This window comes from Nitrospirillum bahiense (genome assembly GCF_007828025.1).
Taxonomy (GTDB): domain Bacteria; phylum Pseudomonadota; class Alphaproteobacteria; order Azospirillales; family Azospirillaceae; genus Nitrospirillum; species Nitrospirillum amazonense.
The window spans coordinates 198,888-219,186 of sequence record NZ_VITO01000004.1 but is presented as its reverse complement, the minus strand read 5'-3'; the positions used below and the strand labels follow the sequence as shown (position 1 = coordinate 219,186).

The window sequence follows — 20,299 nt, the reverse complement described above, 5'->3', positions numbered from 1 at the left end:
CAACCAATGCGCGAGCGGACCGGAGAAAAACCGCCCGTCACGCCGCCGGTGGCAGCGCCATCTCCGCAGCCGCTTTGGCGCGGATGGCATCGGACATTTCCGTCAGGAAGCGGCGGTCGCGCGCCTTCCTTTCCAGGATGACGAACTCCAGGGCGCCCAGGGACGGCAGGCGGGGATCGGGCGCACAGGCCTGCACGCCGGCCGGCAGCAAGCGGCTGGAATGGGCCATCATGCCCACCCCCATGGACGTGGCCGCCGCCAGGCCGTTCAGGTCGCCGCTGGTGCAGGCGATGCGCCAGGGCACGGCCGACCGCTCCAGCGCCGTCAGGGCCATGAAACGGGTGATGCTGGGCGGCGGGTACAGCACCAGTTGCGCCTCGTCATGGCGGAACACCGGCGCCACCGTGGCCGAGGCCCACACCACCTGGTCGCGGAACACCAGTTCCCCCCGATCACCGTCCGGCCAGCGCTTGCACAGCACCATGTCCAGGGCGCCGTCGTCGAACATCTCCGTCAGCGTGCGGCTGAGGGCGATGGTGAAGTCCAAATCCACCTCGGGATGGCCGGCCATGAAGCAGCGGATGATGTCGCGCACCCAGCCCATGGCCAGATCCTCGCAGGCGCCGAAACGGAACAGCTGGCGCTTGGTCGACTGGGTGAAATGGCGCCTCGCCCGCTCGTTCACCTCCAGGATGGAACGGGCGAACTCCAGCATGGCGCGGCCATGCTCGGTCAGGGCGTTGGAATGGGTGTCGCGCTGGAACAGGCGCTGGCCGGCGAACTGCTCCAACCGCTTCACATGCTCACTGACGCTGGATTGCGACAGGCCCAGCTGGCGCCCCGCCTCCGAAAAGCTCTTCACCTCGGTGATTGCGACAAATGTACGCAGGTGAAGGGGGTCCAGCATGGCGCCTCATCGGGATTTTCGATCACCGTTATCTAATCATCAGAATTCCGATTTACCGATCCCAAGTCAATAGTGAGGTCGCGAATACAAATCATCGCCCGGCGAATACCGGGCGTATGGTAACGGGAGGATATTGATGTCTACGAACCGGCGCGGTTTTCTGGGCGCCGCGGCCTTGGGCGCCAGCGGCATGGTCACGTTCCGCAGCGTGGCGGAGGCGGCGGACAAATTCATGGCCAAACCCGGCGACGGCGGCTTCGGCCGCAACGCCGTGCCCCTGCCCCCCGGCGACACCGTGGCCTACCACGACCCGCAGGACGTGGGCGCCATGCCCGACTTCAAGTTCTCGCTGGACGGCAACAAGCCCAAGGTGACGACAGGCGGCTGGGCCAAAGAGGCCACCGTCCACCAGTTCCCCATATCCAAGGGCATCGCCGGCGTGCACATGTTCCTGCAGCCCGGCGCCTCGCGCGAGTTGCACTGGCACGCCATCGCGGCGGAATGGGCCTTTGTCATCGAGGGCCGCTGCCAGACGGTGGTGATCGACCCCTCCGGCGCCAGCGAGATCAATAATTTCGAGCCGGGCGACCTGTGGTACTTCGCCAAGGGCCACGGCCATTCCATCCAGTGCATCGGCGACAAGCCCTGCCACTTCATCCTGTCCTTCGACAACGGTGCCTTTTCCGAGCACGGCACCTTTTCCATCACCGACTGGGTGGACGTGACGCCGAAGGAAATGCTGGCCCTGAATTTCGGTCTGCCCAAGGACGTGTTCGACGCCTTCCCCAAGGGCGAGACCTACATCCAGTCCGGCCCCATCCTGCACGCGGCCGACGCGTTGGAGGCCCCCTGGCCCAAGGAATCCACCCACAAGTTCCGCCTGCTGAAGGACCCCAAGGCGGCGCGCGACTTCGACGGCGGCACCTTCCGCCTGGCCACGGTGGATGAGTTCCCCGCCTCGCGCACCATGTCGGGCGGCTACATGACCCTGAAGCCCGGCGGCATCCGCAAGCTGCACTGGAACGTCAACGCCAACGAATGGCACTACTACCTGCGCGGCCGGGCCCAGGTGGCCCTGTTCGGCTCCGGCGGGCGCGGCAAGGTGGCGGAGTTCGGCCCCGGCGACGTCGCCTACATCCCCATGGGCTTCGGCCACGCCATCCAGAACGTGGGCACCGAGGACGTGGAGATGATCCAGACCTGGGACAACGGCAAGTTCGAGGAGATCGACCTGGACAAATGGGTCCAGTCCAGCCCCCGCTACTTGCTGTCCAACAACTTCACCGGCGTGCCGGACAAGACGCTGAGCCGCATGAAGCAGACCTGAGTATTACGGGTGTTATCTGACGACGAGGGGCGGGGCGGTTCCGGCGGGGCCGCCCCTTACCCTATGCGGCATTACCGATATTTCGGCTCGACCTCGCACAGCGCGAGCCGTCGCTCCAAGGCGTTCCCATAAAGCAGGGCGGCATTTCTCACATTTCCCGCCCGCTCATCATCCTTCGCCAACATTATCCTTTCATCGCTGTGGTCCAACAAGGCGGCGTAGCCATAGTCATTGTAAGATCCACCGAGGGCTTCTATGCCCGACTTAAGGTCCTGGAGCGCACTGTCGTAGTTTCCAATCGACATATCCTGCTGCCCTTGAGCCTGCAGCCGCTTGGCGTTTAGATATTCATCCCGCGCCGCACATGGTTTCTGTATTTTTCCCGTATATCAGCAGCAATGTTTAGCCAAGGCCCATGGTGCTGACGCACCTGCACCAGCACCACGACCGTCACCGCGACACAAAAAAGGCCGCTAAGGATAAACGCGATGAAGCGTACCATTGCGGTCCTCATAGTAGGCAAAACCATATTTCATAGCCGCTTCTTTTGCCGCGATTTGGCTTGCCTGCCCCAATGTCAGGTTAGATCCTCGGAGAGGATAGAGGTCATTTGTTCCTTTACCTTGGAATTTGACAACATCATTGTAGCGGCACGCGGCTCCGCGCCGGCATAGGCGCGCTTCAGCAAGGTTTCCACCTCCGCCGCCGGGCGGACGTGGAAACCACCGGCGCCTTTGGCCAGCAGGGGGACACCGGCCAGGGCCAGGCCCTCGGCCGTGCAACTGACACCCAGGCCGCCAGGGCCGTTGCTCAGGCGATACCGACGCTGCCAACCATCCATGCTCGCTCTCCCTGTTGCTGGAAGAGCAGTCCATGTTCTATTTTTGTTCTTGTCAATCTAAAGGAGAACGAGGCGGCTGTTCTCGCGTGTCGCCCCCTCTCCTCCTCCCGACGTTCCCCGCCCTGGAGCCGGGCTTATTTGCCCGCCGCGAACAGGTTCAGGCCCAGCGCCTCGGCGATGGATTGCGCCGCCAGCTGGCCGCGCACGCTGTTGCCGGCGGCGTCCAGGCGGGAGGAATAGATTCCGATGGCCAGCTTGCCCGGCGCCACCGCCAGGATGCCGCCGCCCACGCCACTCTTGCCCGGCAGGCCCACCTTGAACAGCCACTCGCCCGAGGTGTTGTACAGACCGGCGGTGGCCATGACGGCCAGCACGCGAGCGCTGGTGGCCGGGTCCACCACCGCCTTGTGGCTCACCGGGTTGGTGCCGCCGTTGGCCAGCGTGGCGCCCATGGTGGCCAGGTCCACGGCGCTGACGTTGTAGGAGCATTCGCGGGTGTAGAGGTCCACCGTCGCCGCCGGGTCGGCGTAGAGGTGGTCATAGCTTTGCAGCAGCAAGGCGATGGCCTGGTTGTGCTGGTTGCCCGCCATTTCCGACTGGTAGACATCCTGGTTCAAGGCCAGCGTCCGCCCGGCGAAGGCAGAGGCCGTGTCCAGCACCGTCTTCCAGCGGGCGTTCAGATCGGTGCCGGGCACCAGGCTGGCGGCGGCGATGGCGCCGGCGTTGACCAGGGGATTGCCGGCCGGCGGGCTGCCCGTCAGCTTGTCGTTGTTCAGCTCGATGGCCAGGACGGAGTTGAAGGGCTGGCCCGTGGCGTTCACGCCGATCTTGGCCATCACCGCGTCCGGCCCTTGGTCCTTCAGCACGCGGGCCAGCGTGAAGACCTTGGCGATCGATTCCACGGGGAACTCCTGTCCCGCGTCGCCGGCCTTGAACACCCGGCCGTCGGCCGTGACCACGGCGATGCCGAACAGCTTGGGGTCGGCCTTGGCGAGATAGGGGATGTAGCTGGCGTTCTCCCCCTCCATCACGCCCTTGAACTTGGCGTAGGCCTGGTCCACCGCCTGCTGGATGGCCTTGTCGCCGGGCGGTGCCTCGCGCGCCGGCGCGGCGCTGGTGCCAAGCAAGGTCAGCGACAGCGCGATGGCGGCGCCCCAGGCGCGCGCCCGCTGGGTCAAACCGGACTTCATCAAATAATCCCCCTCGTTCAGGCTGGCCGGCGTGCCGGCGCCGGTGTTTGGCGTCACTGTAGCGGGGGCGCCCGTCCGCCAAGAAGCCTTAATCATGGGCGCATGAATCTTCGCCGCATGATCTTGGCCGGATACTGGCATCCGCCCTTCCCCCTGGCCGTCCCGGCGGCTAGAACGGTGGCGGAATGATGCGTACTTCCGGTTGGCGCTGGGCGGTTGGTGTATCAGGAGGGTCGTTGGGTTGATCGTCGGCATCGATTTGGGCACCACCAATTCCGCGGTGGCCGTCTGGCGGGACGGCAAGGCGGACCTGATCCCCAACAGCCTGGGCCACCGGCTGACGCCCTCCGCCGTCAGCCTGGATGAGCAGGGCACGGTGCTGGTGGGCCTGCCGGCGCGCGAACGCCAGGCCACCCACCCAACCCTGACCGCCACCGCCTTCAAGCGCCTGATGGGCTCGCAGCGCGTCACCCGCCTGGGCAAGCGCGATTTCCTGCCGGAGGAGCTGTCGGCCCTGGTGCTGAAGGCCCTTAAGGCCGATGCGGAGGCCTATCTGGGCCAACCGGTGACCGAGGCCGTCATCACCGTGCCCGCCTATTTCAATGACAAGCAGCGCAAGGCCACGCGCCGGGCGGGCGAACTGGCCGGCCTGAAGGTGGAACGGCTGCTGAACGAACCCACGGCGGCGGCGCTGGCCTACGGCATCCACCAGTTGGAGGCGGAGACGCAGTTCCTGGTGTTCGACCTGGGCGGCGGCACCTTCGACGTCTCCATCCTGGAGATCTTCGAAGGCGTGATCGAGGTGCGGGCCACCAGCGGCGACAACCGCCTGGGCGGCGAGGACTTCAACGAGCTGATCGTGGACGACCTGCGCCAGCGTTTCGCCGCCGACTGGGGCCGCGACACGCGTGAGAGCGACGCCCTGTACCAGCGCCTGCGCGCCGCCGCAGAACGCGCCCGCCGCGCCTTGAGCGAGCAGGCCGCCACGCCGGTGCGCGTGGTGTGGAAGGACAAGACCTATGAGTACGAGCTGACGTCCGAGGCCTTCGAGACCAGGGCCGAGGGGTTGCTGAACCGCCTGCGCGAGCCGGTGCTGCGCGCCCTGCGCGACGGCCAGCTGGAGGCGCGGTCGCTCCGCGAGATCGTTCTGGTGGGCGGGGCCACCCGCATGCCGGCGGTGCGCCGCGCCGTCACCCGCATGTTCGGCCGCTTCCCCGCCCATTCCGTGCACCCGGACGAGGCGGTGGCGCTGGGTGCCGCCGTCCAGGCCGGCCTGAAGGGCCGCGACGCCGCCCTGAACGAAGTGGTCATCACCGATGTCTGCCCCTATTCCCTGGGCGTGGACGTGGCGGAACGCAACCCCGACGGCAGCCTGCGCACCGGCATCTTCTCCCCCATCCTGGAGCGCAACACCGTCATCCCCGCCAGCCGGGTCAGCAGCTTCCACACCCTGCAGGCCAACCAGAAGGCGGTGACCTTCACCATCTACCAGGGGGAGTCGCGCGACGTGCAGGACAACGTCGCCCTGGGCCAGGTCAGCATCCCCGTGCCGCCCCGGCCGGCCGGGGCCGTCAAGGTGGACTGCCGCTTCACCTACGACATCAACGGCCTGCTGGAGGTGGACGTCCATGTGCCGGAGACGGGGGAGCAGCGCAATCTGGTCATCACCGACGAGGAGGCCGCCAAGCCGGATGACCTTGAAGCCCGGCGCCAGGCGCTGGCGGCCCTGAAGGTCCACCCGCGCGACACCGAGGCCAACCGCGCCGTCCTGGCCCGCGCCAACCGCTGCTATGAGGATTTCCTGGGCGACAAGCGCGCCTATGTCGCCCACCTACTGGCCCAGTTCGAAGGCATCCTGGAGGGCCAGGAGCCCCGCGCGATCGAAGCCGCCCGCCAGTCCCTGAGCGAGGCGCTGGACCAGCTGGAAGGCGAGACATACCTGTGAGCCCTTGGGACATCCTGGCGCTGGAGCCCACCGGCGACCAACTGGCCATCCGCCGCGCCTATGCCCGGCGCCTGAAGGTCACCAATCCGGAAGATGATCCGGACGGGTTCCAGGCGCTGCGCCAAGCCTATGAGCAAGCCCTGCTGCATGCCCGCCGGCAGGTGCCGGACGAAAGCGTGACGGCGGTGGCGGAGACAGCCGAGGCGCCGCCGCACGCCGTCGACGGGACGACGGAGGTCCCCGCCGAACCGGTACCGGCGGAGGCCACGCCCCCAGAACCCACGGTGGATGAGGCGGTGGTCCGCCATGTCGCGCTGTGCAATCACCTGGGCGACCTGCTCTCCGCCCAGAGCCCTGCGGATCCCGCCGCGCTCAAGGATGCCCTGGCGGCCGTGCTGGCTTCCCCCGCCATCACCCATATCGATGTGCAGAACCGCACGGAGGATTGGCTGGCCCGGCTGCTGCTGTCCACGGCCCCCCGGTCGGACGCGCTGGTCCCCGTCGCCAGCGCCCATTTCCGCTGGGACGCGGCCAAGGCCAGTGCACAGACGCCCCTGCTGGCCGCCGTGCAGAAGCGCGGGCGCGACCTGGCCTTCCTGGCCAAGCTGCGGGGCCGGGACCACGCCTACGCCGCAGCCTACCGCCTGTTGCAGGCGCCACCCAGCCGATACAGCCCGCGCCTGCGCCTGTCCCTGCCGGACCTGACCAAGGATGTGCGCGGCCTGATGACCCTGATCCGCAACGACTACCCCTCGCTGCGGGCCAATTTCGATACCGACGTGCTGGCGGCATGGGAGGCTTATTTGGCCGCCGAGCCGGTCAGCGCCGGCCTGGCGTGGCTGCTGCTGGCCACGCCCCTGTTCCTGGCCGCCTACGTCTATCTTCAGGCCAGCCTGTCACCGGAGGATCTGGCGGCCTGGCCCGCGGGCTTCCTGCTGATACCGCCCCTGCTGGCCGCTGCCGGCCTGGCCTACCGGCTGGGCGTGCGCATGCCGGCGCGATGGCTGCGGCGGCGCTGGGCTCGGGACGCGGGGCCCGCGATCCGCCTCGGCTGGGCCCCCCTCAGCCTGGTGCTGATCCCCCTGGCCCTGGCCTTGCCACCCTCCGTCGGCATCCCCGTCACGGCGGCGGCGGCCACGCTTGCCCTGTGGTGGGCGGGCCTGTTCCAGATGGTCTATGCCAACGACACCAGCCGCCAGGCCGTGCGCATCCTGCTGGCCAACAGCATTCCCCTGGTGTTCTGGCTGTTCTGGATCGGGCCCCTGCTGCCGGCGGCGCGGGTGCCGGCCTTCGCCGTGGCGGTGACGGGCGCCCTGCTGGCCACCAGCATCGGGGCCGGGCTGCTGACCCGCTGGTGGTATGCGGAGGTTGAGCAGCCCCGGCGGCGGCGGATCCTGGCGGGCCTGGCCCTGGCGGCCATGCTGACCGCGGGCCTGCTGTTCGCGGCCGATACCATGCCGGGCCTGCTGCCCTGGGCCGTGACGGCGGTGACCCTGGTGCAGGTCCTGGAGCGCGTCCCCTCGCTCGCCCTCTCCGGCGAGGCGGCGAAGCGGCGCTATTACGCCATCTGGGGCACGGGCGTGGCGCTGCGCGTCGCCCACACCATGGCCGGCGCGGTGGACACCCACGACGTTTTGCTGATCGGCGGCCTGGTGTTGATGGCCAGCGTGCTCGGCATGATCGCCTACCAGCTGAAACGCCCCCAGGCCGCCTGATCCGGTCGGCTGTTTCAGTCCTTCAGCGAAGCGCCCAGCCGGTCCATCAAGAAGCCGGTGCCGTGCTCGCGGGAGCCATTGTCCTCATAGCCGTCCAGGAAGGCCCCCTGCTCGGTTATCGTCAGGGTGGTGCGGCCCTCGCCCGCCGGCTTCAGCTCCATGGTGGCCAGCGAAACCGAAATCTTCCGGTCATCCAGGTGCATGACATAGCTGTAGACGATGCGCTCATTGGGGACGATGTCGAGGTAATGCGCGTCGAAGGTGGAGGTCATGCCCCCCTGCCAGCGACCCTTGGCCCGCTCCGTGCCGCCGACGCGAAAGTCCATGGTGCGCTCCAGCGATTCCCACTGGCCGGGGTCGCCGCCGAACCACTTGGACTTGGCCTCCATGTCAGCCAAGGCGCGCCACACCCGGGCCACCGGCGCGTCATAGGTCCGGTTCAGGCTGAAAATGGCGTGGACGGCGGAACGCTCGGCGGGAAGCTCCCCCGTGCGGCCGTCCATATGGCCGGCGTGCATCGCCAGCTTGTCCAGGGTCTGGGACCATCCCTCCGGCGCGCCGCCGATGGCGCCCAGCATGGCGGGATCGTAGACGGTATAGGTCTGCACGATGTCCAGCTGCGTGCCGCAGGTGGTGTCGGAGAAGGTAACCTCCGTCCAGGCGGTGAACAGCACCTTGCCGTCGCCACCATCCACCCGCAGGTCCAGCACCAAGCGCTGGTTGGGCGTGACCTCGGCGACGCTGCCGCGCGTCCAATGCCGCGTGCCGTCCGGGGCCTGCATGCACACCTCGAACGCGCCACCCACCCGCAGGTCGACGGTGGCATGGGGCACGGTGTAATGCGCCGGCGCGAACCAGTGCTTCACATGCTCCGCCGTGCTCCACGCCTTGAACACCGTCTCGCGCCGCGCCGGGATGCTGCGGGAGATGCGCACGGGCTCGGGCCGCAGCACGTCGGCCGTCTCAACTTGGGTCATGTTTCCTCTCCGTCTTCGTCTTTTAGCGTTTCGAGATACTGGCCCAGCCGATCCAGGCGACTGACCCATTCCATGCGCCGCTGATTGATCCATTGCTCCGCCAGGCTCAGCTGGGCGGCATCGATCCGGCAGGTCCGCACCCGCCCCACCTTTTCCGAGCGCACCAGGCCGGAACTCTCCAGCACGGCCAGATGCTGCATGACCGCCGGCAGGGACATTTGCAGCGGCTGCGCCAGCTCGCTGACCGACGCCGGCCCCCGCACCAGACGCTCCACCAGCGCGCGGCGGGTCGGGTCGGCAAGAGCCTGGAAAGTGAGGTCGAGGGGGGACGGTTGGTTAAGCATGTGCTTTAGTAACGCAACGAAGATACTTAAGCAAGGCATTAAGTTTTAGGTTGCCAAAACGGCACAGATCGAGAGACAGGCGCTCGCTCCGCATGTATGCTCCCGAGAACATTATATGAACAGACGCCTACCGCGGAGGGGTACCCTTGCTTCCTTATAGGCAGTGCGCCGCCCACGCCCTGGGATTGCTTCTGGCGCTGCTAAGCGCTCTAGGATCGGCGCAGGCGGCACAAGAAGCCGATTTCCACGTGTCCTGGGCCGCCTTCGCGGACGATCAGCTTTGGCTGCTGGCAAACGGATGGAACCTGTACCGCGTCGCTGACCAAGGAAGCGAACTGATACCGGAGCCTCTTCCGGAAGGGACCGGTGACATCTGCGTTCAAGGCGGGCATCTCGTGGTAGTGACGGCCCCCGATTGGAGAAACGAAACCACATGGACTGTCCGCCGTCGAGTGGCGGGGGCGTGGCGGGAGGAAGCAACAGTGGAGGCAGGCGGCGACCGCTTGCAGGCCCTGGATTGTCAAACCGACGGCCTGAGGCTCCTGACCACTCGCCGGCTGATCGAGGTTCGCCCCGGCCTACAGAAGACTCTGAAATTGAGAGGCGATCTTCTAGAAAATTATAATTTTACCGACCGGGTCGATGCGGTTTACGCCGCGCCCGGCGAGCTTTGGGTCGGTTACAACGGTGGTGAATGGGGCGGAGGCCTGTGGCGTATAAAGCGCACCACTGGCGCAGTTACCAAGATCCGACGAAAGCCGTCCTTCATGGGCCCTGGCGTCGGGCCCTTCCTGTCGCCAGTCAATGCAGTGGCCCCTCTGCCCTGGCCACATCTGGAAAAGGGCGATCGTAAACGGAAGGGATGCTTGGCTGCTGCCATTGGCGGAACCTACTCCGAACTGTCTGGGGAAATCGGCGTGGTGTGTGGAAACATACTCACCACCCTGAGCAAGCCGGTCATGGATCATCCACCGGACAGACGATATGAGTCCGCATCCCATGAGGGGCCTTACGCTGTGCCCATGTATGGACTGGCCGTGGATGGTGACGCCCTGCTGGCCTCGGGCATGGACGGCCTCTACCGCATCACCGCCGACGGCAAAGCCGCGAAAATCCCCCTGCCCGCGTTCAAGCGGTTTGGCGCCATCGAGATCAGTTTCGCCCTGCCCCATGTGGTGCTGGTCCGCAACCCGGCACCTGCTCCCATCAATTTCTGGGAGCCGATATTGGTTCAGCGGTAAGGAGCGGGCTTCCCGCCATGAAAGACGATATTCCCACGCCGAAGCCATCGCCGCCGCTGGCCCTGCTGTGCGGCAAGCTGGTAACGCTGCTGCTGCTCGCCTACATGGCGCTATTCCTGTTCAGGCCGGGCGTTGTCCTGCCCGACGGCCGGGACGTGCGGATGGACCAGGAGACCATCCTCGCCCGCGCGGTCGTCTTGGACGGGCAACTCTGGCTGCTGACGGATAGCGGGCGGCTGTCCCGCATCGCCATTGGCGGGTCGACGCGCATTCCCGAGCCTCTGCCGGAACCGGCGGCCGGCCTGTGCGTGCTGGATAATCGATTGCTGGTCCTGACGGGCGGCCGGTATGGCACTGGTCCCTGGACATTGCGCCATCAATCGCGGGATGGCTGGGCGACGCTGGCGACGGTACCCACGGAAGGGGACCGGGCGATGGCACTGGACTGCACCGGCCGCGTTATCACGGTGCTGACCGACCACCGGATCATTCACCTGGACGGGGCGGCCGTCGACGTCGTGCCACTGTCCGAACCGCTGGAGATGGTGGGCGTCGTCGCCGCCACCTACGGCACACCTGATCATCTGTTTGTCGGCTTGAATGCCGGCGAATGGGGCGGCGGACTACGCCGCATCGACCGGCGGACGGGGCGGATGAAAGAGATCAATCCGGAGTTCGGCCGCGCAGGCAGCTTGCCAGTCAACGCCGTCCTGCCTCTACCCTGGCGATCCGACTGCCTGGCCTTGGCCGTAGGCCTGATCCATTTTTCCGCCGACGGCGGGTTGGCCCAACTCTGCGGCGACGTGGTGGACACCCTCTATCGCCGGCCTTACGTCTCCCCCAACACGCATGGGCTGGTGTGGCAACTGCGGAACGGTGCCCCCAATTACAACTTGGTCGCCTTCTATGGCCTCGCGAGCGATGGCGACAGCCTATGGGCCTCCGGCACCGGTGGCTTGTACCGCCTGTCGTCGCAAGGCCCGGTACGGCATGTCCCCTTGCCGGCTTTCCGCAAAATCGGCGGGCTGTGGATCAGCTTCGATCATCCGCATCTGGTGCTGATCGTCGCTGATCAGCGTAAGGCCATCGGGAGCTATGGGCCGCTGCTCGTATCCTACTGACAGTTCAACCAGCGGCAACAACGTCAGGTCGTGCAAAAAAGGCCGGCGGCATGTGCCACCGGCCCTTCTCGTGTCCAGCCACCCCCAGCGGGGGAGCTTACTTGCCTTCCGGCGCCAGGCCGCGGTTCTGCAGCATGGGGCCGATGTCCGGGTCCTTGCCGTAGAAGGCGCGGAACATGGGGCCGTAGTCCTCGGTATGGCCCTTGGACAGGATCATTTCGCGGAAGCGCTCGCCGTTCTCCCGCGTCAGGCCGCCATGGTCCTTGAACCAGGCGTAGCTGTCGTCATCCAGCATCTCCGTCCACAGGTAGGCATAGTAGCCGGCGGCGTAGCCGTTGCCCCAGATGTGCAGGAAATAGCTGGAGCGGTAGCGCGGCGGCACGTCGTCCACGTCCAGGCCGGTCTTGGCCAGGGCCTCCTTCTCGAAGGCGTCGACATCCTGCTTGGGCGCGTCGGCCGGCAGGCTGTGCCATTCCAGGTCCAGCATGGCGGCGGCGACGATCTCACCCAGGGCATAGCCTTGGTTGAAGGTGGCCGCCTTCTTGATCTTCTCCACCAGCTCGGCCGGCATGGCCTCGCCCGTCTGGTAATTCTTGGCGTAGTGGGCCAGGACCTTGGGGTCCAGCGCCCAATGCTCGTTGAACTGCGACGGGAACTCCACGAAGTCGCGCGCCACGTTGGTGCCCGACAGCGTCTCATAGGTCTGGTTGGCGAACAGGCCGTGCAGGGCGTGGCCGAATTCGTGGAACATGGTGGTGACGTCGCTGAAGCTGATCAGCGCCGGCTGGCCCGGGGCGGGCTTGGTGAAGTTGCAGACGTTGTAGACCACGGGCTTGGTGCCCAGCAGCTTGGACTGCTGGACGAAGTTGGACATCCAGGCCCCGCCCGACTTGTTGTCGCGCTTGAAGTAGTCGAAGTACATCAGGCCCAATGCTGAGCCGTCCTTGTCGATCACGTCGTAAACCAGCACGTCGGGCTGGTAGACGGGAATGTCGGTGCGGCGCTTGAAGGTCAGGCCGTACAGCTGGTTGGCGGCGTAGAACACGCCCTCCTCCAGCACGGTGTGCAGCTCGAAATAGGGCTTCAGCGCGCCCTCATCCAGGTCGTACTTGGCCTTGCGCACCTGCTCGGCATACTTGTCCCAGTCCCAGGGCTTCAGGGCGAAATCCTGGCCGTCCTTCTTGATCTGGGCCTGGATCTCGGCCGCCTCGCGCTTCTGCTCCGCCGCCAGGGCGGGAACCATGCGCTTCATGAAGCCTTCGGCCGCATCCGGCGTCACCGCCATCTGGTCTGCCAGGACATAGGCCGCGTAGTTGGGGAAGCCCAGCAGCTTGGCCTTCTGCGCCCGAAGGTTGGCGATGTCGGAGATGGTGGCGCGGGTGTCGTTGGCGTCGCCCTTCTCGGCGCGGGTCCAGCCGCGCTCGAACAGGGCCTGGCGCGTGGCCCGGTCGTCCAGGGAGGACAGCGCCGGCTGCTGCGTGGTGTTCTGCAGCGGCACCAGGTACTTGCCCTCCAGCTTGCGGCCCTTGGCGGCCTCGGCGGCGGCGGCGATGGCGCCATCGCCCATGCCCGCCAGCTTGGCCTTGTCATCGACCACCAGGCCGCCTTCCTTGGCCGCCGCCACCAGCTTCTGCTGGAAGGCGGTCTCCAGCGACGACAGCTTGGTGTTGAGATCGCGCAGCGTGGCCTTGTCGGCGTCATTCAGCATGGCGCCGGCATGGATGAACTGCTGGTAATAGACCTTCAGCAGCTGGGCCTGCTCCGGCTTCAGCTTCAGGCTGTCGCGCTTGTCGTACAGCGACTTCACCCGCTGGAACAGCTTGTCGTTCAGGTAGATGGCGTCATTGTGCTGGGACAGCAGGGGCGACACCGTGGTCTGCACCTTGTCCAGCGCGTCGTTGGTGTTGGCCTGCACCACGCCGAAGAAAACTTGGCTCACCCGGTCCAGCATGCGGCCGGACTTCTCCATCGCCACTAGGGTGTTGTCGAAGGTGGGGGCCGCCGGGTTGTCGGCGATCTTCTTGATCTCGGCCAGCTGGATCTTCATGCCCTGCTTGAACGCGGGCAGATAGTCGGTGTCCTTGATGATGTCGAAGCGGGGCGCCTCGAACGGCAGGGTGCTGGCGGTGGCGAAGGGATTGGCGCCCGCCGAGGCGGGCTTCTCCGCCAGCGCCGGGGTGGCGGTGAGCGTCGCGAGCGCCAGCGCGCCCACGGTTCCAAGCAGAACAGTACGTGTCATCGGGATCCCCTGACAGTCTCTTGTTTCGTTTCCCCGCCCCTCGACGGCCGTCGATCAACGGGGGTGACCAGGCGGATCCCCCCCGCAGGGTCCCGCCGAAGGGGGAGGTTGTATCACGTCTGGCGAGGGATCGTTGCCCCTTCCGTGGTGGCACAGCGCTGGACCCTGCGACATTTTCCAATCCCGCCCCACCAAGGGGCGTGAGGCGGCCCCGATCCGTCAGGGATGCATGCGGGCCCCCTTCGTGACCTTGTCCACCAGCTTCTTGTCGGCACGGATGCCGATACCGACCACCCGCGCATCCTCAGGCCCGAATTCGGCGAAGACGGCGCGGTTGGCGGCGTCGTGGCCGGTGCGGAACATCTCTTCGATATAGAGTGAGGTGCGCAAGCCCCGCTCCAGGGTGCGGCGACGGATGGCGGTGATGGTCGCCGCGTCGGCGGCCAGCACGATCACCGGCTGCACCGACAGCGGGTTGTAGACTGTGCCGGAGCGGTCACGGTAGGGTTCGCCGATGATCTCCGGGAACTGGGCGACGATACCGCTGGTCAGGAAGGCGGTGACGTTCAGCGCCTGCCAGGCGGCCAGGTCTTCGCGCAGGACGAGGGCGATTTTGGTATCGAACATCAAGACAGGGTCCTTAAGGCCAGGGGAGACCCCGACTGTGGCGGGCGCCCCGGGCGCCGGTCTTGGACGTTTGTGCAACCCGGAGCCATGCCAAGCCGCCACCGACGCGGCGGCTGACGGCATCACTGCCGCCCCGGGCTTCCCGGGCATCGAGCGGATCGAGGCACGCTTTCATGGTGACGCCTTCAGTCCCCACCGCCACGATACCTATGGCCTGGGCGTGACGCTGCACGGCGTCCAGACCTTCCAGTATCGGGGCCAGCGACGCTACAGCCAGCCCGGCAACGTCATCATCCTGCATCCGGATGAGGAGCACGACGGTGGTGCCGGCACGGATGAGGCCCTGCGCTATCGCATGCTGTACCTGGAACCGGCGCTGCTGCGCCGCTGCCTGGACGCCGATGGTCAATCCGGCGCCGCCCTGCCCTTCGTCGGTGAGCCGGTGCTGGCCGACCCGGAACTGCGTCAGGCGCTGCTGCCGGCGCTCAGTTCCCTGGATGAGGGGCTGGAGGATCTGGCGGTGGATGACCTGCTGGTCCGTCTCGCCCGCGGCCTGGCCCGCCATGCCGGCACCAAGGCCAAACCCCTGGGCCTGCTGGCCCTGCGCCAGGCCCACCGGGCGCGGGACTATCTGGAGGCCAACGCCCTGGCTCCGGTGCGGTCAGAGGATCTGGAGGCTGTGACGGGCCTGGACCGTTATGCCCTCGCCCGGCACTTCCGGGCCCTGTTCGCCACCAGCCCCCACCGCTTCCTGGTGATGCGCCGGCTGCAGCACGCCCGCCGCATGATCACCGAGGGCGAGCCGTTGGCCGAGGTAGCGGCAGCCACCGGCTTCGCCGACCAGAGCCACCTGCACCGCCATTTCAAGAAGGCCTTCGGCATGACGCCCGGACGCTGGGCCGCTCTGGTGGGCGCATAAAACCGGGTGACATCCCCAGAACCCAGTAACATCACCCTACCGACAGCATCGGCGCGTCCGGGCCCAGGTCCAGCGTGTCCCTGTCCTTCAGGCGCCGCATCTGGTCCAGCAGACGCTGGATGGCGGGCGTCATGATGAGATCGGAGCGATAGACGATGCAGACGGTGATGTCTGGTAATTTTTCCTTCAGAGCCAGACTGGAGATGTTCTCGCCCAGCACCTTCAGCTGCAGCTTCATGGCGCTGGGCGCCAGCCCCGTCCACATGGTGACGGTGTTGGGCCGGGCCGCCAGCGCCAGCACCAGGAAAGTGGATTCACAGCGGGTGAACGATGGCAGGCGATCCACCCCCGCCTCGGCGAAGGCGCCGCGGAAATGATGGTCGAAGCTCTGTTCGGATTCCGCGAACAACCATTCCGCTTGCGTAAGGTCCGCCAGTGACCGCGCCTTTTCCAATGGATCGCCCTTGGCCACCGTCAGCACCGTGGGCAGACGCAAGAGCGGCTCGAACCGCAGGCCGGTCCCCATCTCCTCCAGGTTGTCCGGCAGGGTGGCGATCACCAGGTCCAGGGTATGGTTGTATAGCTTTTCGAACAGCGGGCGTCGCGATCCGCCCAGCACGGTCCAGCCGGTGTCGGGGTTGCGCTTCTTGAAGTCGACCAGGGTCGGCGTGACGGCCACGCTGGCCGAGGTGGTCAGGCCCAGGTTCACATGCTCATGGGGGCCGGAGCCCGCGAACTCATGCTCCGCCCGCGCCACCTGGTCCAGGATGCCCCGGGCGCGACGCAACAGAGACACGCCGTCCGGCGTCAGCTGAGTGCCGCGTGAACTGCGGATGACCAGCTGGCGGCCGGCCCAGATCTCCAGCTCCCGGATGGCCTTGGCCACCGCAGGCTGGCTGACGAACAGCAGGCGCGCCGCCTCATTGAAACTATGAGAGTCGGCGACCGCGACGAACGCCTTCAACTGATGGATTTTCATGGGGAAATACGACCGGTGCCGGGTGAGGTTGATTGTACAACCTGCACCCGAAAATACCAAGGAGGGAAAGGAGATGGTGGCCCGGCCAAGGGCCCGGATCTCCTTTCCCTATACAAAAGAGATTCCACTTACCTTGCGGGTTGCAGGGCCGCCATCACCGCCAGCGTCATGGCGGCGACACCGGTCTTGATGCTGGGTTCCGGCGCCGGCGCGAACAGGGGGGAATGGTTGACCGGCGGTTCCTTGCCGGCCGCCTTGAAACCCGCCAGCTGCTGCGGATCATAGCCGCCGATGGCGAAGTAGAGCGAGGGCACGCCCGCCCGCACGAACTCCGAATAATCCTCGCTGGCCGCCCCGGGGGCTGGCAGCCGCACGGCACGGGGGCCGAAGGCCGCCTGGAACACGGCCGCCGTGCGGCTGGTCAGGGCGTCATCGTTGATGACCGACTTGCCGCCCGACACGATCTCCACCTCCGGGGCGGGCGCGCCGGACATCTCGGCCTCCGCCGCGGCAACGCGGTTGATGCCGGCCAGGATCTTGTCACGCACACCGTCGTCGAAGGTGCGGATGGTGCCGCGCAGCAGGGCGCTGTCGGGAATGATGTTGCCGGCGCTGCCGGCCTGGATGGCGCCCACCGTCACCACGCCGAACGCGGCCGGGTCTTTCTCCCGGCTGATGACGCCTTGAACATCGACGACGAAGCGCGCCGCCATCAGCACGGGATCGATGGACTGGTGGGGCATGGACCCATGGGCGCCCTTGCCGTGGAAGGTCACCGACAGGCTGTCTGAGGTGGAGCTGAGCACGCCCGCCTTGTACAGGATGGTGCCGGCCGGGGCCGGCGCCACGTGCAGGGCGAAGCCCAGGTCGGGCTTGGGGAAGCGGGTGAACAGGCCATCGTCGATCATGGCCTTGGCGCCGCTGACGTCCTCCTCCGATGGCTGGCCGATGAACATCAACGTGCCGTGCCACTGGTCCTTCAGCGCCACCAGGGCCTTGGCCGTGCCCACCCACGCCGCCATGTGGATGTCATGGCCGCAGCTGTGGGCGACGAAGGTCTCCTTGCCGTTCCAGGTGGTCTTGGCCGTGCTGGCGTAGGGCAGCCCGGTCTTCTCTTCCATGGGCAGGGCGTCCAACTCGGTCCGCACCATCACGGTGGGACCGGCGCCGTTGCGGTATATCGCCACGATGCCGGTTTTGCCCACATGCTCCGTCACCTCAAAGCCCAGGGCCTTCATCTCCTTGGCCAGGCGGGCGGCGGTCCGCACCTCCTGGTAGGCCACCTCCGGATGGCTGTGGATGTCCTTGTACAGGGCGTCCAGGTGGCCGTAGTCGGCGCCCACCTCCGCCTCCACGGCGGTCTTGGTCTGGGCGGCATCGAAGGCCAGGGCGCCCGGGGCCACACCGGCCAGTAGCAGGCCGGCGGCCAGCGCCAGCCGATAACGCGATATCGTCTTCATGCGATGAGGATCCCGTCGGTCAGGGTCAGAAGGAGATGCGGCCGTTCAGGCCGAAGGTGCGGGGCGTGCTGCTGTAGACCAGACGCGTGTAGCCCAGGTTGCTGTTGGCGCTGACGATGCCATCCGCGCCGGTCAGGTTGTTGACGAAGGCGTAGAGCCCCCAGCCCTCGCCCTCCACGCCCACCCGCGTGTTGACCAGGCTGTAGTTGCCGTATTCGTTGAAGTAGACGTAGCTGGGCCGGAAGGTGGACACCATGTTGCCGGTGTAGCTGTAGTCCACGCGCACCATGCCGTTCAGGCGCGCGGTCAAGGGCACGGTGTAGGTGGCCGAGGCCGATGCCGTCAGGTCCGGCGTGTTGGGGATGCGGTCGCCCTTCAAACCGGTGGATCCGGTGGCCAGCACGGCGGCGTTGGCCTGGTCGCTGGTCAGATGGCCATCCTGGTAGCCCAGCGATCCCGTCAGCACCAATCCCGCCAGGGGCCGGGCGGTGATCTCCAACTCCCCGCCCCGGATGCGGGCGGAGCCGACGTTGGTGATGAAGGAGTAAAGGCCGTTGCTGGTGACCGTGCTGGTCTGCATGTTGGTCCAGTCCACCTGGAACAGGGCGGCGTCCACCGTCAGATGTCCGCCCATCCAGCTGGTCTTCAGGCCCGCCTCATAATTCCACAGCTTGTCCGGGGTGTAGGTCACCAGGCCAGCAGCCAGCCCAGGGATGTTGTTGGCGCCGCCAGGACGGAAGCCTTGCGAGGCGGTGGCATAGGCCATGGCATCCGGGGTCAGCTTATAGCTGACGTTGGCCTTGCTGACCCAACCCTGGGCGTCCGCCTTCACCGCCGAATAGGCGGTGGGCACGGACGCGGTGAAGGCCGAACCCAGCAGCGCCTGGCCGGTGGTGGTCTTGGTGTAGTCGTAGTGCCGGGTCCCGGCGGTCAGCGTCAGGTCGCCGATAGGGCTGTACGACACCTCCCCGAACTCGGCCGTCTGCTTGGTATAGGTGTTGATGTAGCGGTAGGACAGGTCCTGCAGCGGCTGATAGGTCAGGCCCGTGGCCGGGTCGGCCGTGGCCGTGTTGCTGTCGATGTGGTCGTGACGGTCCTCCAGATAAGCACCTGCCGTCCAGGTGAACGGCCCCTCACCCTCCGAGCTCAGACGCAACTCGTCATTGCGGCTATCCAGCGTGGCCGGCTGGTAGCCCACGGTCGGCGTCTTGGAGAGGCCGGTGGCGGTGTAGGTCTTCTTCTGCGCCGCGGTGCAGGCCACGGCCTGGCCGAAGTACAGCGGGCACAGCTGGTTGACGTAGGCCGCCACGGTCGACAGCGCCTGGACGCTGGGCGTGAAGTCGATGCTGCGCAGGACGTTGAAATTGTAGAAGGAGGTGCTGGCCGTCAGGGTGGCGAAATGCAGATCCCAGGTGCCGACCAGGTTGTACAGCGTCATCTCATTGTCATAGGGCAACTGGACCGGCGAATTGGTCTGGTAGCGCCCCTGCGCCTGGTACCAACCCAGCTGATTGTCGGCGGTCTGCTTCTGATAGCTGATGGTGCCGGTCAGGGTGATGTCGTCGGTGGGCGTGAAGCCCACCAAGGTGCGCACGCCCCGGGACTTGCCGTCGTTGACGTCCTTCAGGTTCAGCCTGGTGTCGTCCACATAGCCGGGCGTCGTCTGGTAATAGCCCGAGACGCGCACCGCCAGCTTGTCGGTCACCACCGGCACGTTGACCATCTGCTTCACGAAGCCGGCGCTGGCACCGTCGGTGTTGGTGTATTCCACCTCCGACGCGGCGGCGAACTTCTGGCTATCCGGCTTCCTGCTGATGACGCGGATGGTGCCGCCCATGGAGCCGCCGCCGTACAGCGTGCCCTGCGGCCCGCGCAGCACCTCAACCCGCTCCACATCGAACAGGTTCAGGTTGGCGGTGGTGCCGCCGGGGTCCTGGGTCGTGCCCGAGGGGCCGGTGACCGGCGTTTCGTCATAGTAAAGGCCGACGGTAGCCTCACCCGCGCTTTGTATGCCGCGGATGGTGAGACGGCTGGATCCCAACTGCGCCTGGGTCAGGTTGACGTTGGGGATGGCGCGGAAATAATCCTCCATCCCGCTGGCCCCCATTTTCTGCAGCGTGTCGCCGTTGATGGCGCTCAGGCTGAGGGGCGTGTCTTGTAAAGAGGTCGATCGCTTCAAGGCAGTGACCACGATTTCGGTCAAATCCTCACCGTCGGCCTGGCCGAGCCCGACTGAAACGCTTTGCGCATAGGCGCCGCCGGCAATCGACACGACGGCAGCACCCATCATCAAGGCCGGCAATACTGCCGCCTTTCCCCAGAACTTAGCCTCCATGAGAACCCCGTTCTTGAATTTGTTTTAATTTTGTTAGGGGCTCAGGATTATTTTTGTGTGTAGCGCCGCACAATAAAATTTTCGATTAGCGCTGTAACTGGAAGTTAGAGCGACCGGCGGGGTTCACACCGG

Annotated in this window: 17 protein-coding genes; 6 read left to right on the top strand and 11 right to left on the bottom strand. The window is 66.3% G+C overall.

All coding sequences use genetic code 11. The annotated features are described in order from the left end of the window. Positions 1–37: 37 nt before the first annotated feature. On the bottom strand, positions 38–907 hold the full coding sequence (locus FBZ88_RS07830) for a LysR family transcriptional regulator (RefSeq protein ID WP_145616205.1): 870 nt from the start codon (positions 905–907) through the stop codon (positions 38–40). A gap of 136 nt (positions 908–1,043) precedes the next feature. Between FBZ88_RS07830 and FBZ88_RS07825 the strand changes: the two genes are divergently transcribed. Further along, positions 1,044–2,234 (top strand): cupin domain-containing protein, encoded by a 1,191-nt coding sequence (locus tag FBZ88_RS07825; protein ID WP_186464270.1) that lies wholly within the window; start codon positions 1,044–1,046, stop codon positions 2,232–2,234. A 340-nt stretch (positions 2,235–2,574) separates the two neighbouring features. Here FBZ88_RS07825 and FBZ88_RS30145 read toward each other — a convergent pair whose 3' ends face one another. The 3 genes from FBZ88_RS30145 to glsA all read right to left on the bottom strand — a co-directional run bounded on the left by FBZ88_RS30145 (position 2,575) and on the right by glsA (position 4,361). Continuing rightward, a complete protein-coding gene (locus tag FBZ88_RS30145) occupies positions 2,575–2,736 on the bottom strand; it encodes a hypothetical protein (protein WP_186464269.1) in 162 nt (53 codons plus the stop codon). Positions 2,737–2,811: 75 nt separating this feature from the next. Next, entirely contained in the window at positions 2,812–3,075 is a 264-nt protein-coding gene (locus FBZ88_RS07820; protein ID WP_145616204.1) for a hypothetical protein, read from the bottom strand. A 134-nt stretch (positions 3,076–3,209) separates the two neighbouring features. Beyond that, positions 3,210–4,361, bottom strand: a complete 1,152-nt coding sequence (gene glsA / locus FBZ88_RS07815) for a glutaminase A (protein WP_211102567.1) — start codon at positions 4,359–4,361, stop codon at positions 3,210–3,212. A 145-nt stretch (positions 4,362–4,506) separates the two neighbouring features. Between glsA and FBZ88_RS07810 the strand changes: the two genes are divergently transcribed. After that, positions 4,507–6,210 (top strand): Hsp70 family protein, encoded by a 1,704-nt coding sequence (locus FBZ88_RS07810; protein ID WP_145616202.1) that lies wholly within the window; start codon positions 4,507–4,509, stop codon positions 6,208–6,210. Continuing rightward, a complete protein-coding gene (locus FBZ88_RS31285) occupies positions 6,207–7,925 on the top strand; it encodes a J domain-containing protein (RefSeq protein ID WP_145616200.1) in 1,719 nt (572 codons plus the stop codon). Before FBZ88_RS07810 ends, FBZ88_RS31285 begins: the two co-directional genes overlap by 4 nt. Positions 7,926–7,939: 14 nt before the next feature. Here the strand turns inward: FBZ88_RS31285 and FBZ88_RS07800 are convergent, their stop codons facing one another. Both FBZ88_RS07800 and FBZ88_RS07795 read right to left on the bottom strand, forming a co-directional pair. After that, complete coding sequence (locus tag FBZ88_RS07800; protein WP_145616198.1) at positions 7,940–8,902, bottom strand: SRPBCC family protein; 963 nt, start codon at positions 8,900–8,902, stop codon at positions 7,940–7,942. Further along, positions 8,899–9,246 carry an ArsR/SmtB family transcription factor gene (locus FBZ88_RS07795; protein ID WP_145616196.1) on the bottom strand — a complete coding sequence of 116 codons (348 nt, stop codon included), beginning with the start codon at positions 9,244–9,246 and terminating at the stop codon, positions 8,899–8,901. The genes FBZ88_RS07800 and FBZ88_RS07795 overlap by 4 nt, the downstream gene beginning before the upstream one ends. Before the next feature lie 146 nt (positions 9,247–9,392). Here FBZ88_RS07795 and FBZ88_RS07790 point away from each other — a divergent pair, with 146 nt between their 5' ends. Then, entirely contained in the window at positions 9,393–10,487 is a 1,095-nt protein-coding gene (locus tag FBZ88_RS07790; RefSeq protein ID WP_145616195.1) for a hypothetical protein, read from the top strand. 17 nt (positions 10,488–10,504) lie between these two features. Next, complete coding sequence (locus FBZ88_RS07785; protein ID WP_145616193.1) at positions 10,505–11,608, top strand: hypothetical protein; 1,104 nt, start codon at positions 10,505–10,507, stop codon at positions 11,606–11,608. 97 nt (positions 11,609–11,705) lie between these two features. Here FBZ88_RS07785 and dcp read toward each other — a convergent pair whose 3' ends face one another. Further along, positions 11,706–13,847, bottom strand: a complete 2,142-nt coding sequence (gene dcp / locus FBZ88_RS07780) for a peptidyl-dipeptidase Dcp (RefSeq protein WP_246138554.1) — start codon at positions 13,845–13,847, stop codon at positions 11,706–11,708. Positions 13,848–14,066: 219 nt separating this feature from the next. Then, on the bottom strand, positions 14,067–14,474 hold the full coding sequence (locus tag FBZ88_RS07775; RefSeq protein ID WP_145616192.1) for a DUF2000 family protein: 408 nt from the start codon (positions 14,472–14,474) through the stop codon (positions 14,067–14,069). Positions 14,475–14,511: 37 nt separating this feature from the next. On the opposite strand from FBZ88_RS07775, the gene FBZ88_RS07770 reads away from it, so the two are divergent. Next, a complete protein-coding gene (locus FBZ88_RS07770; RefSeq protein ID WP_246138553.1) occupies positions 14,512–15,393 on the top strand; it encodes an AraC family transcriptional regulator in 882 nt (293 codons plus the stop codon). Between the two features lie 31 nt (positions 15,394–15,424). Here the strand turns inward: FBZ88_RS07770 and FBZ88_RS07765 are convergent, their stop codons facing one another. The 3 genes from FBZ88_RS07765 to FBZ88_RS07755 form a co-directional block, all read right to left on the bottom strand. Beyond that, complete coding sequence (locus FBZ88_RS07765; protein WP_186464268.1) at positions 15,425–16,357, bottom strand: LysR family transcriptional regulator; 933 nt, start codon at positions 16,355–16,357, stop codon at positions 15,425–15,427. 143 nt (positions 16,358–16,500) lie between these two features. Then, positions 16,501–17,832 (bottom strand): amidohydrolase, encoded by a 1,332-nt coding sequence (locus FBZ88_RS07760; protein WP_145616186.1) that lies wholly within the window; start codon positions 17,830–17,832, stop codon positions 16,501–16,503. Positions 17,833–17,857: 25 nt separating this feature from the next. Next, positions 17,858–20,167: a TonB-dependent receptor gene (locus FBZ88_RS07755; protein WP_145616184.1), complete on the bottom strand. Its 2,310-nt coding sequence runs from the start codon at positions 20,165–20,167 to the stop codon at positions 17,858–17,860. Positions 20,168–20,299: the final 132 nt, after the last annotated feature.

Coding starts and splice junctions, on each gene's coding strand:
- FBZ88_RS07830 (WP_145616205.1), bottom strand. CDS start 907: ATGCTGGACCCCCTTCACCTGCGTACATTTGTCGCAATCACCGAGGTG.
- FBZ88_RS07825 (WP_186464270.1), top strand. CDS start 1,044: ATGTCTACGAACCGGCGCGGTTTTCTGGGCGCCGCGGCCTTGGGCGCC.
- FBZ88_RS30145 (WP_186464269.1), bottom strand. CDS start 2,736: ATGGTACGCTTCATCGCGTTTATCCTTAGCGGCCTTTTTTGTGTCGCG.
- FBZ88_RS07820 (WP_145616204.1), bottom strand. CDS start 3,075: ATGGATGGTTGGCAGCGTCGGTATCGCCTGAGCAACGGCCCTGGCGGC.
- glsA (WP_211102567.1), bottom strand. CDS start 4,361: ATGATTAAGGCTTCTTGGCGGACGGGCGCCCCCGCTACAGTGACGCCA.
- FBZ88_RS07800 (WP_145616198.1), bottom strand. CDS start 8,902: ATGACCCAAGTTGAGACGGCCGACGTGCTGCGGCCCGAGCCCGTGCGC.
- FBZ88_RS07795 (WP_145616196.1), bottom strand. CDS start 9,246: ATGCTTAACCAACCGTCCCCCCTCGACCTCACTTTCCAGGCTCTTGCC.
- FBZ88_RS07785 (WP_145616193.1), top strand. CDS start 10,505: ATGAAAGACGATATTCCCACGCCGAAGCCATCGCCGCCGCTGGCCCTG.
- dcp (WP_246138554.1), bottom strand. CDS start 13,847: ATGACACGTACTGTTCTGCTTGGAACCGTGGGCGCGCTGGCGCTCGCG.
- FBZ88_RS07775 (WP_145616192.1), bottom strand. CDS start 14,474: ATGTTCGATACCAAAATCGCCCTCGTCCTGCGCGAAGACCTGGCCGCC.
- FBZ88_RS07760 (WP_145616186.1), bottom strand. CDS start 17,832: ATGAAGACGATATCGCGTTATCGGCTGGCGCTGGCCGCCGGCCTGCTA.
- FBZ88_RS07755 (WP_145616184.1), bottom strand. CDS start 20,167: ATGGAGGCTAAGTTCTGGGGAAAGGCGGCAGTATTGCCGGCCTTGATG.